Below are 14,049 nucleotides of genomic sequence, written 5' to 3' on the forward strand. Positions count from 1 at the left end.
CGAACCGTTCCACCGCCCGCTCCGGGCGCCGCGGCACACCCGGTGCGCCCCGGTGACACCGCCGGGCAGGCTATCGCCCCGCACCGTCGGAGGTGGGCCTCCGGGCACCGCCTTCTCGGCGCGTCCGGGGCCCGCCCGTCCTCCGGGTCGCCCCGCGCCCGGCCTCCGTTCGCCCCACGTTCGTCACCGTTCGTCCCTGTCCGCCCCCGTCCGTGTGTCCGGACAACCCCCGTCCGTCCCCGTCCGTGTGTCCGGACGACGGCCCCAAGGCCCTGCCGCTCAGGGACCATGGGCCCTGTCGGCCCGCGCCCGGCGGAGGGACGATCGGTTCCATGGACCGTGACGACGCACTGGACGACGAACCGGAGGAACTCGGCGCCGAGGCGTGCCTCCGGCTGCTCAGCACCGTGCCCGTCGGACGGGTGGTGTACACCGAGCACGCCCTCCCGGCCGTGCTGCCGGTCACCTTCGCGGTCGCGCCGGACGGGCGCCTGTTGCTCGCCGTGCGCCGGGGCGGCGCTACCGCGCGCGGGCTGGACGGCACCGTCGTCGCCTTCCAGGCCGACCGGCTGGACCCGCTGACCCGGAGCGGCTGGAGCGTGCTGGTCCACGGCCGGGCGGACATCCTGCGCGACCCGGAGCAGATCCTCCGCGCGCTGCGCTCGGGGCCGCGGCCCTGGGCCGACGAGCCCGACCCGATGTTCGTCACGGTGGTGCCCGAACTGATCAGCGGCCGCCGACTGTCCACGACCGGCCACCCGGTCCGGCAGGGCTGAGGCACCGGCTCGCGTCCTCACGGCACCCGCGGCATCCGCGCTCCCCCGGTCCCGACCGGCTCCCGGCGGACCCCTGACAGGTGACCGGCGAGTAGGCATACTCTGCGGAGTTCGCACCACCGCACCGCGACCGCTGTCGCACCGCCCGCCCTCAGGAGCGCTCCGTGACGATCTTCGCCTCCCTCGCCGAGCTGACCGCCGCCGTCGGCACCGAGCTGGGGACCAGCCAGTGGCACACCGTCGACCAGGCGCGGATCGACCTGTTCGCCGAGGCGACCGGCGACCACCAGTGGATCCACGTCGACCCGGAGCGGGCGAAGGAGAGCCAGTTCGGCTCGACCATCGCGCACGGCTACCTCACGATGTCGATGATCCCGGTGCTGGCCAAGGAGTGCTACGGCGTCGAAGGCGTCCGGATGGCACTGAACTACGGTTCGGAGAAGGTCCGCTTCCCCGCCCCGGTGCCGGTCGGCACGGCGATCCGGGCGACCGCCGAGCTCGTCTCGGCCACCGAGGTGTCCGGCGGGGTGCAGGCCGTGGTCCGGTTCACCATCACCAGCGCGGAGAGCGCCAAGCCGCACTGCGTCGCCGAGACGATCACCCGTTTCTACTCCTGATCGCCGGGGAAGGCCCCTGGTCGGCGGACGGCGGCCGCCGCTCGCCGGGTCCGGAGGGCCGAGCACGAGTAACCTCCGACGAGATGGCTGTCGTACCGGACCGGTGTCCCCGCCGACGGTGCGCGCCCCGGCATGCCAGGTATCCGTCGCCGCCCTTGGAGGTGCCGTGCCCCGCCCAGCCGCCCCGTGGTACTCCCGCGTCCCCGGCCTGTCCTCCGCGCTCACCGCGCCCCCGGACCGGACCGGGCCGCCCAGCCTGGCCGGGCTGCCCCGGGCGGCCTGGCACCGGGTCCGGGCGGACGCCTTCGGCGCCGAGCCGCGGGGCGAGCGGCTGGCCCGGATCCGCCGCTCCCCGCAGTTCGCCGACGGCGCCTTCCGCAACCCGGTACCGACCCGTCGGCTGGTCTACGAGCGCAGCCCGCTGGAGATCACCCGCGCCCAGCTGGCGGCCGACCGGGTCCGCCGGCTGCCGGCCGCCGCCGTACCGCTGCACCGGCTGCTCCCGGCCGACCTCGCCGAACCGCCCGCCTCGGGCCTGCGGCTGACCTGGCTCGGCCACGCCACCGTGCTCGCCGAGATCGGCGGCCGCCGGGTGCTGTTCGACCCGGTCTGGGGCGAACGCTGCTCCCCCTTCGCCTGGACCGGCCCCAAACGGCTCCACCCGGTGCCGCTGCCGCTCTCCGAACTCGACGGGGTGGATGTCGTGGTCGTCTCCCACGACCACTACGACCACCTCGACATGGGCACCGTCCGGGCCCTGATCGGCACCGGCGCGACCTTCGCCGTGCCGCTCGGGGTCGGGGCGCACCTGGAGCACTGGGGCGTCCCGGCGGAGCGGATCGTCGAGCTCGACTGGTGGGAGTCGGCCGAGGTGGCCGGACTGACCCTGACCGCCACCCCCGCCCGGCACTACTGCAGCCGCGGCCCGCGCACCAGCCCGCTGTTCCTGTGGGCGTCCTGGGTGGTGGCCGGCGGCGGCCGCACCGTGTTCCACAGCGGGGACACCGGGTACTTCGCCGGCTTCGCCGAGATCGGCCGCCGACTGGGCCCGTTCGACGCGACGATGGTGCAGGTCGGCGCCTACAGCGACTTCTGGCCCGAGGTGCACATGACGCCCGAGGAGGGCGTCCTGGCCCACCTCGACCTCGGCGGTGAGGTGCTGCTGCCGATCCACTGGTGCACCTTCAACCTCGCCCCGCATCCGTGGGAGGAGCCCGCCGAGCGGGTGGTCGCCGCCGCGCGGGCGCGGGGTGCCCGGCTGGTGGTGCCGCGGCCCGGCAAACCCTTCGAACCGGTCGACCCGCCGGCGCTGCGGCGCTGGTGGCGGGCGGTGGCCGCGCCGCCCGGGGACGGCACTCCGCTGGTGGTGCCGGACGCCCCGGCGGAGGCGACGGCCGACCCGGTGTCGCCCGGCCCGGAGGGATCGCGCCGACCGCGGCGGGCGGCCGAGGACGACGGCGTCCCGGTCTGAGCCGCCGTCCGGCCCCCGGCCGGGCTCAGCCTGCCTCGCGCCGCCGCCGGACCCGGCGGGCCCGGCGGCGGATCCGCTCCCAGGCGCCCTGCTGCACCAGCAGGGTGAGCAGCCCGGCCAGCACGATCCCGGCCATGTTCAGCAGCAGTTGCAGGCTGGAACCCCAGAACTGCCGGAAGTCCCCGTACCCGAGCGCCACCGCCGCGTTGGCCGCGGCCGGCACGGTGGTGACCGAGATCGCCACCCCGACCATCATCCCGGCCTTCGCCGAGGTCAACGAGAGCAGTCCGGCGATGCCCGCCAGGAAGGCCACCACGAACGAGGTGGCGTCCGGCTGCCAGATGAACGAGGTGTTCGGCCGCACCGCGTCGAACTCCTCCTGGGTGAAGAGCCCGAGGCCGTCCATCACCAGCGTGAACAGGACGGTCGACGCCATCGCCACCGCGAATCCGGTGACCAGCGCGTTCAGCGAGCGCAGCGCGGGGCGCGCCCGGCGCTGCACCAGCGCGACGCAGAGCCCGGCCAGCGGGCCGAACTCGGGGCCCACCGCCATCGCACCGACCACCAGGATCGCGCTGTCCAGCACCGCCCCGCAGGCCGCCAGCATCGTCGCCACGGTGAGGAAGGCCAGGTAGACGCCGGTGAGGGTGGACTCCTCGTGGGTGATCTCGGAGACCGCCTCCCACACCAGCGCGTCCGCGCCCTCCCCGGGGGCGAGCCGCTCGGCCTCGTCGGCGGCCGCCGAGATCGTCAGCCCGATCTCCTGCACGTCGATCGCACCGCGCTCGGGCAGACCCGTCCCGCGCAGACCGGCCAGCACCTCGTCCGCCGACTCCCGGGCGACGTCGCACAGCACCACGTGCCCCGCCGGACGTACGGCCGCGTCGGGGAGGAGGACCACGTGGGTCACCCCGACGCAGTCGTCCAGACAGGCCAGGACGGGATCGCGCAGATCGGCGGGGACGATGAGACGCAGGTGAAGCACAGTCACTCCGGGCAGGCGTGGCGGCGGGTCCCGCTCACCCTAGACGGGCGGCCATCGGCCCGACCGACCGGCCGGACCGCCCGGCTCCGCTCCGCTCCGGGGAGGGCGCGACCGGACCGGGCCGCGACCGCCGGGATCGGGCACATCGCGCTCCGGTACCCCGGACAGGCGCCGTCGTGCTCAAGCGCGCGCCAGGACGTCGCGCAGCGCGCGGGCCTCCTTGACCAGCCGGGCGGCGCCGGGGCGGGCCGCGGTGGCGGTCACCTCCTCGACCGGGCCGCGGGCCCCCGAACGGCGGGCGGCGTCGGTCGCGACCGCCAGCACATCGGCGGTGCCCCGCAGGGCCTCGCCGCCGAGCAGCGCGGGCAGGGCGGGCAGCAGCACCGACCAGACGGTGGTGTAGGCCCCGGTGTCGGCGGCGGTGCCCAGCGCGTGGGCGAGCCGGTTCGGCTTCACCGTCCCGAGCGTGACCAGCTCGCCCAGCTCGCGGCCGAGCAGGGCGCCGTCCAGGTCGCCCCGGGCGGCCAGCACGAGCAGCGCGTCCACGGCGGCGGTGCGGTCCTCGGGGAACCGCGCGCCGAGGCAGTAGGCCAGTGCCAGGTGCAGCGCCAGCCCGGCCCGGCCACCGGCCTCGGCGAGCACGACCAGCATCCGGGCCGGACCGCGCCGTTCCCGGTCGGCGGAGTCGGCGAACCGGTCCAGCCAGCGGGCCGCCAGCTCCTCCCGGTGGTGCGGGAGCATCGCGGCCCAGTGCTCGGTGGGCTCGAACAGCCACTCGTCGTTCTTCCGGGCCCGGGCCACGCTGGGCTCGGTGCCCTCCAGCAGGGCCCGGAAGTCCGGGCCGAGCCGCTCGCCCGCGGGCCCGGCCGGGCCCGTCCCGGCGCCGCCCTGGGCGACGGCGAGCCGCTTCACCGTCTCCCACCAGCGGTCCCAGTACCCCCGGCCGGGCCGGGACTCGGGGCCGGGTGCGAAGAGCACCCGCTCCGAGCGCTGGGCCGGCAGGCCGCCCTCGCCCAGCCAGGCGGCCACCCGCCGCCCGGCCGGCGAGGTCAGCCGAGCGGCGGCGGCCAGCACCTCCGGGTCCGTGGTGGGGGTGACCCGGAGCAGCGCGGCGTCCAGATCGGCCCGGCCGGCCGCGGCGTCGAGGGCCTCGTACTCGGCGATCCGCGCGACCAGCGCGGCCCCGGCGATCGCGCCGGTCGCGTCGGTCGGTGTGGCGAGCAGCAGCGGCGCCGGGTCGGTGGTGATCCGCTTGGCCGCCTCGGAGATCCGGTCGGCCAGCACCGTGCCGTACACGGTGTTGTGCTCGCCGCGCAGCGGGTGCCGGCCCTGCTTCCGGAAGACGTGGCCGGAGCGGTGCGGGTCCGCCCGGCCGGCCACCACGGCCGCGAGGAAGAGGACGTCGGCCGGGCCGCAGTCCTGCCAGCGGCCGACGTTCTGCCAGGGGTGGACCCGCAGGACCGGCTCCAGGGCGCCGACCAGGGCCGGGCGGTCGCGGTGGGCGTGCCGGACCAGGCCGTCCAGGACTCGTTCGAACACCGCGACGCCGGGCCGGCCGTCGGCCAGCAGCACGGCAAGCTCCTCGGCGACCTCCGCCGGGGTGGCGAGCGGCTCGCCGAGCGGGGCGGGCTCGGGAACCGGCGGCAGCAGCTCGTCCCAGGCCGTGTCGTCCTCCCCCGAGCCGCCGAGGTCCGCGCCGAGCAGCGCGCCCGCCCGGGCGTGGTGGACGGGGTCGAGCACCTCGGCGGCGAGGCGCAGCTCCGGCAGGACGGCCTCGCCGGCGGCCTTCAACCGGCGGGCGACCAGGTTGAGCGCCCGCTCCTGGACGGCGCTGTCGGGGTGGCCGAAGGCTTCCGCCGCCGCGAGCGCGACCGGCCCGGAGCGCTCCGGGGAGCGCCGCGCGGCCTGCTCCAGCCAGGCGAGCTGGGCCCGCACCAGCTTCTTCTCGGCCCGGAACAGCACCACCGAGGAGGTCTCGGTGACCAGCTCCGGCTCGACCAGCCCGGCCTCGTCCAGCCCGGCGAGCACCTGCTGGGCGTGCCCGGCCACCACCGACAGCCCGTCGAGCAGCGCCACCAGGTCGCGGACCCGGGCCGCGTACTCCTGCGGTGTGGGCGCGAGCGCGGTCAGGACTCCCAGGAACGCCCGCTGGTCGGCGGACCTGCCGCCGCGCACCAGCCGGCCGAGGCAGCGGTCGACCAGCTCCGCGCGCCCGACCGGGCCCTCCTCGGCCAGCCCGGCGAGGGCCGAGGCCCAGGAGTCCCCGGGGCGGGGGGTGAAGCTCTGCTCCAGCACCCAGCCGACGTCGTCGAGCTCGAAGACCCGGGGCAGCAGGACCGGGGTGAAGGCGTCCTTCCGCAGCCGTTCCAGCAGGGTGGTGGCGTTGCCGCGCGGGCTGTTCTCCGCCCCCGCCGCCGAACGCAGCCACTCGGCGGTGAACTCGTCGGAGGCCGGCACCGCGCAGCCGGTGCGCCGCACCACCCGCTCGATCAGCGGGAAGAGGTCCCAGCTGAACCCGGAGCCGCGCTTGGCGGCGAGCCGGCCCACCACCTCGATCTGCCACTCGACCGGCTGGGCCTCGACGACCTCGGTCAGGGCGGGGTGGCGGGCCCAGGAGCGGCCGGTGAAGTCCCGGGAGCCGATCCAGGTGGCGGCGCCGGCCGCGCCGGGGTGGCAGCCGGCACCGGCGACCAGCAGCGCGCCCATCCGCTGGTTGGCCTGCTTCGTCCACTCGCCGCGGTTCGCCCGGCGCAGTTCCTTGAGCGCCGGGACGCAGGACCGCCGCTCGGCCGGCCCGAGCGCGGCCAGCAGCCGGGGCAGCCGGCCGGTCGCACCCTCGTCGACCGCCGCCAGCAGCGCCGCCACGGCTGCGGAGCCACCGGCGGCCGCGGCGCCGGGCGCCGAGCCCGTCGTCCCGCTCGCCGCCCCGCCCGTCGTCTCCCCCGGCGCGGTGCTCGTCGTCGCGTCCATCGTGGTGCCGCTCGTCGTGCTGCTCATCGTGCCCCCTCCTGGACCGCACTGTCCTGCGGCCGCGCCTGTGCCCCGATCCGATCCCCGGCCCCGCCCCCGGCCCGCGCCTCGCGGACCATGCCGACCGCCAGCACGTGCTTGCACGGTCCGCGCCCGCCCCGGTACTTCGCCCACCAGAGGCAGGTGCAGCCGACCGCGCCCGCCGCGTCCGTCCGCACCCGCTGGATGTGGTCGTCCACCGTGACCACCGCCGTCGCGCCGCCCTCCTCCAGCCGAACGGCGCCGGCCGCGACCAGTGCCCGGGCGGCCTTCAGCCGGGGGTTGGCCGACTCCGCCCGCCCCGCCAGGTACGGGAGCCGGCGGTGGAAGTACGCCGCCTCGGCCACGTCGTAGCCGATCTGCCCGGCGGTGCCGAGCCTGGTCAGCGCGGCCCGCACCCGGGCCGGGGTGAGGCCGGACTGCTCGGCGAGTTCGGCGACCTCGATCCTCGGCTCCCAGGCGAGCAGCGCCGCGACCAGGTCGGCGTCCGGCTCGGCGGTGCCGGTCGCCAGCGCCCCGAGGACGCCGCCCTCGCCGCTGAAGCCCCGTGAGGCGTCCGGCGAGAGGGTGAGGGTGAGCCGCATCCCGGGCAGCTCGACCTCCCAGGCGGAGGCCGTCGGGCCGTCGCCGGTGACCGGCGGGCCGTAGATCCGCAGCGCCCGGGCGTGCCGCAGCACCCGCTGCAGCGCGGCCAGCCGCTCCGGCCCCGGCAGGCAGACCGCGCCGGCCACCGGCCTGGTGGTCGGCCGCAGCGTCCGCCCGGCCAGGACCACCCACTGGACCGTCCTGGCGCCGGCCCGGCCCCCGCGGGGCAGCGAGCGGAGGAAGCGGACCGCCTCGGCCGCGGGCAGCTCGGCCCGCAGGTCGAAGCCGGCGGCGGTCACCTGCGTCTCGGCGAAGCCGCGCAGCCAGCGCTCCGGCAGCGGGACCTTCTTCTCGACGACCGGCCCGTCGAAGGTGGTGACCTCCAGGGCGTCCGGACCCACGGCGAGGTGCAGCGGCTCGGCCGGAGCGATCCGGGTGAGTGCTTCTCGCAACGGATTGTTGACGTCGACATTGGTGGTGCCGTGGCCGATCGCGTCGCCGTCCAGACCGGCGGCGAGCACGTCCAGGCGGGCGTAGACGCCGCAGCAGCCGGAGAAGGACTCGAACCGGAGCCGGTCGCCGTTGGCGGTGACCACCGGGTCGAGCGAGGCACGCAGCAGGGGCTGGTAGTAGCGGGCGGCCGCGACGTCGGCCACGGCGAGCAGCGCGGCGGCGGCCGGTGCCGGCTCGGCCAGGAAACCCGCGAAGAAGCGCGGGTGGGCGGCGTCCCCGAGCGGGGTGGCGCCGCCGGAGGTCTCCAGGGCGAGGCTCCGGCCGGCCGTGCCGTCGAGGACGGCGGACGGGCGCAGATAGGCGTACGCGTGTGCGGATTGCGACATGCCGATGACGCTAGGTCAGGGCACTGACAATCGGCCTTCCCGGCTTCCGGCACCGCCCGTCCGACCGTCGGCCGACCGCCCCCGGAGCCCCGGTCCGCCGCCCGCCGGAACCGAGGGAATGAAACACGTTCTAGCAAGCGTGTTCGCCCGGACGGGTTACCCACGTCACACCGGAGGGCCGTCCCGGTCTGCCACTATGGGCCCGTGACAGAGCTGACCGAACAGGACAGACGGGCGATCGACACGGTCGGACCGTTCGCCGAGCTGCTGCGGATCGAGTCCCTCGACGAGAACACGTTCCGCGGCCGCTGCCATGCCGGGGCGCCGATGCGCGCGTTCGGCGGCCAGGTCGCCGCGCAGGCCCTGGTGGCGGCCGGGCGGACCATCGGGGCCGACCGCTCGGTGCACTCGCTGCACGGCTACTTCCTGATGCCCGGCAACCCGGGCCGCCCGATCGAGTACCGGGTCGACCGGGTTCGCCAGGGCACCTCCTACGCCACCCGGCGGGTGACGGCGGTCCAGGGGGACGAGACCGTCTTCTCGCTCTCGGCGTCCTTCAAGCGCCCCGAGCCGGCCGCCGACCGGCACCGCGAGATCCCCGCGCTGCCCGGCCCCGAGGAACTGCCGGACGCCTTCGCGCACTGGGACGACGAGGCCCGGGCCGCGCTGGCCGCCAGCGGCTTCGGCGCCCTGGAGCTGCGCTTCGTCCCGCCGGACGCGCCGGGCGTGCCGCCGGCCGTGCCCGGCATGCCGCAGCAGTTCGTCTGGCTGCGCGCCGGCTCCCCGCTGCCCGCCGACGACCCGCTGCTGCACGTCTGCGCCCTCACCTACCTCTCGGACCTCACCCTCGCCTCCACCGCGGGGCTGCACGTCCAGCCGAACTTCTTCCAGCGCACCGAGCCGCCCCGGCTGCTGATGGCCTCGTTGGACCACGCGATGTGGTTCCACCGGCCGTTCCGGGCCGACGACTGGCTGCTGTTCGCCCAGCGCAGCCCGTCCTCCTCGGACGGCCGGGGACTGGCGCTGGGCGAGTTCTACGACCGCGGGGGCCGACTGGTGGCCTCCGCCGTCCAGGAGGCGCTGATCCGCGAGCGCCTCGTCGCACCCCGCTGACCACCCGGTCCGCCCGGACGCACCGGCCGGCCGGCCCCCTCACGGCCGCCGGCCACCGGCCGTTCACCGACCCGCCCGCCCCGGGTGACCGACGGGCGAACGGGGAGCGGCCGGTCGGCGTCATATTCCTGAGCGGCCCCGGCCCGTATCATGGTGCGGGTGACCAAGGTTGACCTGTCACCACGACCGGTGGAGGCGATGTCTCCGCGTCAGCTCGAACGCCGCGAAAGCCTGATCGCGGCCGCGCTCGCCCTGGTGAACGAGATCGGCGTCGAGCGGCTGCAGATGAAGCAGGTCTGCGAGCGCTCCGGAGTCGCCCTGGGGACGGCGTACCGCTACTTCTCCTCCAAGGACCATCTGCTGGCGGCGGCGATCGCCGACTGGCACGGGCTGCTGCTCGCCGACCTGGTGGCGGAGCTGCGCGGACCGCGGGCCGGCCTGGGGGCCACCGACCGGGTGGCGCGGTTCGTCCGCGGCGGTATGCGCGCCTACCAGCGGCAACCCGAACTCGCCCGGCTGCGGGTGGCCGTCGCCGCCTCCACCGACCCCTTCGCCAGCGAGACGCTCCAGGGCATGGCCCGGGCCGACAGCACGGCGCTCGGGGCGGTGATGGCCGACGAGGTGCCGGCCGCGGCCAGCGATCTGGTGCGGCACATCGTCGGCCATGCCTGGCAGGGCGAGCTGACCGCCTGGGTGACCGGCCGCACCACGCTGGGCGACGCCCGGCGGCGGCTGGAGGACGTGGTGCGGCTGGTACTGACCCCGTACGAGACGCCCGACCCGGTCCCGTACGAGGTCACCTCCACGGCCTGAGGCCCGGCCCGACGCGGTCCCGGCCCGGACGGGTCGGGCCCGTGACCCGTCGTGCCCGGACGCGGGCCCGGACGGGGCGGGGCGGGCGGGCGGACTTGACCTTCACACCGGTGTGAACTCCTAGCGTGCGGAGCGACCCGCCCGACCGGCCCCGCCCGGCCGGCCCCGCTCGACCAGCCCAGGAGCACCGCCATGACCGCCCCGCCCACCATCCCCTCCTCCCCCACCGCCACCACCCCCTCCGCCGCGCCGCTCGCCCGGATCGTGCGGGGCAGCGGCCCCGGACTGCTGCTCGCCCACGGCGCCGGCGGCAGCGCACGCGACAACTGGGGCCCGCTGCTCGACGACCTCGTCACCCGCCGCACGGTCGTCGCCCCCGACTTCCCCGGCTCCGGCGACAGCCCCGCCGAACCGGGCGAGCTCTCCCTCGACGATCTGGCCGACCGCCTGGTGGCCGCCGCCGACGCGGCCGGACTCGACACCTTCGACCTGGCCGGCTACTCGCTCGGCGCCGCCGTCGCCGTCCGGGCCACCACCCGCCACCCCGGACGGGTCCGCTCGCTGCTGCTGCTCGCCGGGCTGGCCGGCGGCTCGCAGCGGTTCCGGCTGCTCGCCGATCAGGCGGCCGCCCTCGCCGAACACCCCGAGCTGATGGCCCGCCAGCTGCTGACCGTGGTGTTCGGCCGGACCTGGGTGGACGCGCTGCCCGCCGGACGGCTCGCCGAGTTGCGCGCCACCCTGGCCGCCGCGCCGCTCCCGGCCGGGTTCCACGCCCAGTTCGACCTCGCCGCCCGGGCCGACGTCCGTGCCGAGCTGGCCCGGATCGAGGCGCCGACCCTGGTCGTCAGCACCACCGAGGACGCCCTGGTGGCACCGGAGCAGCACCGCGCCCTGGCCGAGGGCATCCCCGGGGCCCGACTGGTCGAGCTGACGGCCGGCCATCTGCCGATGGTGGAGCGGCTGCCCGAGCTGCGGGAGCTGCTGCTCGGGTTCCTGGCCGAGCACCCCGACCGCTGACCGCCGTCCGACCGCTGACTGCCGCCGTCCGACCGCCGCCGCGCCGCGCCCCGCGCCGGGCCGGTCCGGCCCGGCGGGAACACCCCGCCGGGCGGTGGCGTTCGCCCGGTCATGCGCATCGGAGAACTCGCCCGCCTGACCGGGGTGTCCACCCGCCTGCTGCGGTACTACGAGGAGCAGGGCCTGCTCCGGCCCGCCCGCTCGACCGGGGGCTATCGCGAGTACGGCGAGGGCGACACGGTTCGGGTGCGGCAGATCCGGAGCCTGCTGGCGGCGGGCCTGCCCACCCGGGTGATCGCCGGGATCCTCCCCTGCGCGAGCGGGCCGGTCCCCGCCCTGGAGTCCTGCCCGGACCTGCTGGCCACGCTGCGCGGCGAGCTGGCCGAACTGGACTCCCGGATCGGCGAACTGACCCGCAGCCGGAACGCGCTGGCCGGCTACCTGGACACCGCCGGACCGGCGGACCCGCCGTCGGCCGCCCCGGCCGCCCCGGCGGCGCCTCTCCCCGTCGCGGCCTGAGGCTACTGACGGCCTCTCAGGTCACTGGCTCCCGGCGCGCCGCCCCGACTCTCCCGGGGGAACTGGACATAGTACGACATGTATCCCTTTCAGATCATGTCGCCGAGGCATGCCGTCGGCCCGCCAGTTACGCAGTGAGAGGTACCCCATGACCAGTCAGCCCGCCGGGCCGCCGCCCGACGAACCCGCCGCCACCCTTCCCGTCGACCGGGTGGTCTTCGGGGTCGGCGGGGTCGCGGTGCTCGGGGTCGTCGCCTGGGGCATCTTCGCCGAGGACTCCCTCGGCCGGACCTCCAGCACCGCCCTCGGCTGGGTCCTGCACAACTTCGGCTGGCTCTTCGTCGTCGCCGCCGACGTCTTCCTCGTCCTCACCGTGCTGCTCGCGTTCAGCCGCTTCGGACGGATCCGGCTCGGCCGGGACGACGACGAACCGGAGTTCTCCACCCTCGCCTGGGTGGCCATGATGTTCAGCGCGGGCATGGGCATCGGCCTGATGTTCTACGGCGTCGGCGAACCGCTCCAGCTCTTCGCCGCCCCGCAGCCCGGCTCCGGACTCGAACCGCAGTCCGCCGCCGCGGCCCAGCAGGCACTGGAGTTCTCCCTCTTCCACTGGACCCTGCACCCGTGGGCGATCTACGCGATCGCCGGACTCGCCCTCGCCTACACCACCTTCCGCAAGGGCCGCGGCAACCGGATCTCCGCCGCGTTCGTCCCCCTGATCGGCGAACGCGGCGCCGACGGCTGGCCGGGCCGGGCGATCGACCTGCTCGCCGTCTTCGCGACCGTCTTCGGCTCGGCCACCAGCCTCGGCCTCGGCGCGCTCCAGGTCGCCGACGGCCTCGGCTACATCTCCGACGTCAGCAACACCGAGCGCACCCAGCTGGTGATCATCGCCTCGCTGAGCGCCGCCTTCGTGTTGTCCGCCTTCTCCGGCGTGCACAAGGGCGTGAAGTGGCTCTCCACCGCGAACGTGGTGATGGCCTCGCTGATCATGCTGTTCGTGTTCGTGGTCGGCCCGACGGTCTTCGTCCTCGACTCGGTCCCCTCCACCGTCGGCGGCTACCTGTCCGACCTGCTCGCGATGTCCACCCAGACCGGCGCCTTCACGGACGAGAGCTGGCTCGGCACCTGGACCATCTTCTACTGGGCCTGGTGGCTGTCCTGGGCGCCCTTCGTCGGCACCTTCATCGCCCGCATCTCGCGCGGCCGTACCGTGCGGCAGTTCCTGATCGGCGTGCTGCTGGTGCCCAGCGGGGCCACCGTGATCTGGTTCTGCGTCATGGGCGGCACCGCGATCCGGCTCGACAGCACCGGCGCCGTCGACCTCGTCGAGACCATCCCGCAGGGCGCCGAAGCCTCCCTCTTCGAGATGCTGCGCTCGCTCCCCGCCGGCGCCGTCACCAGCGTGATCGCGGTCCTGCTGGTGATGACCTTCTTCATCACCAGCGCCGACTCCGCCTCGCTCGTCCTCGGCTCGCTCTCCAGCCGGGGCTCGCTCCACCCCCGCACCTGGCTGGTGGTGGTGTGGGGCGTGCTGATGGGCGGGGTCGCCGCCGCGCTGCTGCTGGCCGGCGGGCTCACCGCACTGCAGAACGCCACCATCCTGGTCGCGCTGCCGTTCGTCGGGGTGATGCTGCTGCTGTGCGTGGCGCTGGTGAAGGAGCTGCGCACCGACCCCGCCGCCGGACCGTCCCGCTTCCACGCCGCGCACGGCCTGCGGGACGCCGTCCGGGTCGCCGTCGGCGAGGCCATGGCCGACGCCCGACGCGGGAACCGGCGTCCCCCGACCGGGTGAACCGCCCCTCCCCGGGGCGGGCCGGCACCCGCCCCGGGGCACGGGCGTGACCTGCGGCGTTGCACCCGTCGCCCAAGCCGACGCCCACCCCCCATCCGGACTTCACCCGCACGTAGCGATCGTTAACACCGCCCTGGAAACCTCTCTGCCATGAACGCCATCCCTCCGGCGACCTCCCAGGAACCGCGCTTCCCCATGCCCAAGCGCCACCGACGCTTCCTGGCCGGCTCCGCCGTCCTCGCCTCCATCGCCCTGGGCACCCTCGGCGTCGGCGCCACCGTCGAAACCGTCCAGCACGGGACCGTCGCGACCGCCACCGCCACCGTCCGGAAGTAGTCCCGCCCCGACACCGGCACCGGCGGAGACCGGCGCCACGACCCACCACCGCCCGCCCCGCCCCGCTGCGGCGCGGGCTTCCCCGTACCCGGCCCGCCCGGGGCCGCCGGGATCCGGAACCGGCACCACCCGCCAGCGCCGACCGGCGGCGCGGCGGCAGTACCCCGAACCGGC

General features: G+C 76.0%; 12 protein-coding genes. 9 read left to right on the plus strand and 3 right to left on the minus strand.

Annotated elements, in window-relative coordinates:
- Nucleotides 1-332 precede the first annotated feature (332 nt).
- The 3 genes from ACIQ9P_RS17945 (at nt 333) to ACIQ9P_RS17955 (ending at nt 2,864) form a co-directional block, all read left to right on the plus strand.
- Nucleotides 333-776 carry a pyridoxamine 5'-phosphate oxidase family protein gene (locus ACIQ9P_RS17945; RefSeq protein WP_402356261.1) on the plus strand — a complete coding sequence of 148 codons (444 nt, stop codon included), beginning with the start codon at nt 333-335 and terminating at the stop codon, nt 774-776.
- A 164-nt stretch (nt 777-940) separates the two neighbouring features.
- Complete coding sequence (locus ACIQ9P_RS17950) at nt 941-1,393, plus strand: MaoC family dehydratase (RefSeq protein WP_030311871.1); 453 nt, start codon at nt 941-943, stop codon at nt 1,391-1,393.
- Nucleotides 1,394-1,649: 256 nt separating this feature from the next.
- Nucleotides 1,650-2,864: an MBL fold metallo-hydrolase gene (locus ACIQ9P_RS17955; protein ID WP_402357006.1), complete on the plus strand. Its 1,215-nt coding sequence runs from the start codon at nt 1,650-1,652 to the stop codon at nt 2,862-2,864.
- 25 nt (nt 2,865-2,889) lie between these two features.
- Here the strand turns inward: ACIQ9P_RS17955 and ACIQ9P_RS17960 are convergent, their stop codons facing one another.
- The 3 genes from ACIQ9P_RS17960 to ACIQ9P_RS17970 form a co-directional block, all read right to left on the minus strand.
- Nucleotides 2,890-3,849 carry a DUF389 domain-containing protein gene (locus tag ACIQ9P_RS17960; protein WP_402357009.1) on the minus strand — a complete coding sequence of 320 codons (960 nt, stop codon included), beginning with the start codon at nt 3,847-3,849 and terminating at the stop codon, nt 2,890-2,892.
- Between the two features lie 180 nt (nt 3,850-4,029).
- Nucleotides 4,030-6,846 carry a DUF6493 family protein gene (locus ACIQ9P_RS17965; protein ID WP_402356264.1) on the minus strand — a complete coding sequence of 939 codons (2,817 nt, stop codon included), beginning with the start codon at nt 6,844-6,846 and terminating at the stop codon, nt 4,030-4,032.
- A complete protein-coding gene (locus ACIQ9P_RS17970; RefSeq protein ID WP_402356267.1) occupies nt 6,843-8,282 on the minus strand; it encodes an SWIM zinc finger family protein in 1,440 nt (479 codons plus the stop codon). The genes ACIQ9P_RS17965 and ACIQ9P_RS17970 overlap by 4 nt, the downstream gene beginning before the upstream one ends.
- A 204-nt stretch (nt 8,283-8,486) precedes the next feature.
- On the opposite strand from ACIQ9P_RS17970, the gene ACIQ9P_RS17975 reads away from it, so the two are divergent.
- The 6 genes from ACIQ9P_RS17975 to ACIQ9P_RS18000 all read left to right on the plus strand — a co-directional run bounded on the left by ACIQ9P_RS17975 (nt 8,487) and on the right by ACIQ9P_RS18000 (nt 13,875).
- Nucleotides 8,487-9,395 (plus strand): acyl-CoA thioesterase, encoded by a 909-nt coding sequence (locus ACIQ9P_RS17975; RefSeq protein WP_402356270.1) that lies wholly within the window; start codon nt 8,487-8,489, stop codon nt 9,393-9,395.
- A 159-nt stretch (nt 9,396-9,554) separates the two neighbouring features.
- A complete protein-coding gene (locus tag ACIQ9P_RS17980; RefSeq protein ID WP_402356273.1) occupies nt 9,555-10,208 on the plus strand; it encodes a TetR/AcrR family transcriptional regulator in 654 nt (217 codons plus the stop codon).
- A 192-nt stretch (nt 10,209-10,400) separates the two neighbouring features.
- Nucleotides 10,401-11,225 carry an alpha/beta fold hydrolase gene (locus ACIQ9P_RS17985; protein WP_402356276.1) on the plus strand — a complete coding sequence of 275 codons (825 nt, stop codon included), beginning with the start codon at nt 10,401-10,403 and terminating at the stop codon, nt 11,223-11,225.
- 111 nt (nt 11,226-11,336) lie between these two features.
- Nucleotides 11,337-11,744, plus strand: coding sequence for a MerR family transcriptional regulator (locus ACIQ9P_RS17990; protein ID WP_402356279.1), 408 nt, complete (start codon nt 11,337-11,339; stop codon nt 11,742-11,744).
- Nucleotides 11,745-11,892: 148 nt separating this feature from the next.
- A complete protein-coding gene (locus tag ACIQ9P_RS17995) occupies nt 11,893-13,539 on the plus strand; it encodes a BCCT family transporter (protein ID WP_402356282.1) in 1,647 nt (548 codons plus the stop codon).
- A gap of 150 nt (nt 13,540-13,689) precedes the next feature.
- Nucleotides 13,690-13,875 (plus strand): hypothetical protein, encoded by a 186-nt coding sequence (locus tag ACIQ9P_RS18000; RefSeq protein ID WP_402356285.1) that lies wholly within the window; start codon nt 13,690-13,692, stop codon nt 13,873-13,875.
- Nucleotides 13,876-14,049: the final 174 nt, after the last annotated feature.

The sequence above is a fragment of the Kitasatospora sp. NPDC094019 genome (assembly GCF_044764505.1).
Classification (GTDB): domain Bacteria; phylum Actinomycetota; class Actinomycetes; order Streptomycetales; family Streptomycetaceae; genus Kitasatospora.

Coding starts and splice junctions, on each gene's coding strand:
- ACIQ9P_RS17945 (WP_402356261.1), top strand. CDS start 333: ATGGACCGTGACGACGCACTGGACGACGAACCGGAGGAACTCGGCGCC.
- ACIQ9P_RS17965 (WP_402356264.1), bottom strand. CDS start 6,846: ATGAGCAGCACGACGAGCGGCACCACGATGGACGCGACGACGAGCACC.
- ACIQ9P_RS17970 (WP_402356267.1), bottom strand. CDS start 8,282: ATGTCGCAATCCGCACACGCGTACGCCTATCTGCGCCCGTCCGCCGTC.
- ACIQ9P_RS17985 (WP_402356276.1), top strand. CDS start 10,401: ATGACCGCCCCGCCCACCATCCCCTCCTCCCCCACCGCCACCACCCCC.
- ACIQ9P_RS17990 (WP_402356279.1), top strand. CDS start 11,337: ATGCGCATCGGAGAACTCGCCCGCCTGACCGGGGTGTCCACCCGCCTG.
- ACIQ9P_RS17995 (WP_402356282.1), top strand. CDS start 11,893: ATGACCAGTCAGCCCGCCGGGCCGCCGCCCGACGAACCCGCCGCCACC.
- ACIQ9P_RS18000 (WP_402356285.1), top strand. CDS start 13,690: ATGAACGCCATCCCTCCGGCGACCTCCCAGGAACCGCGCTTCCCCATG.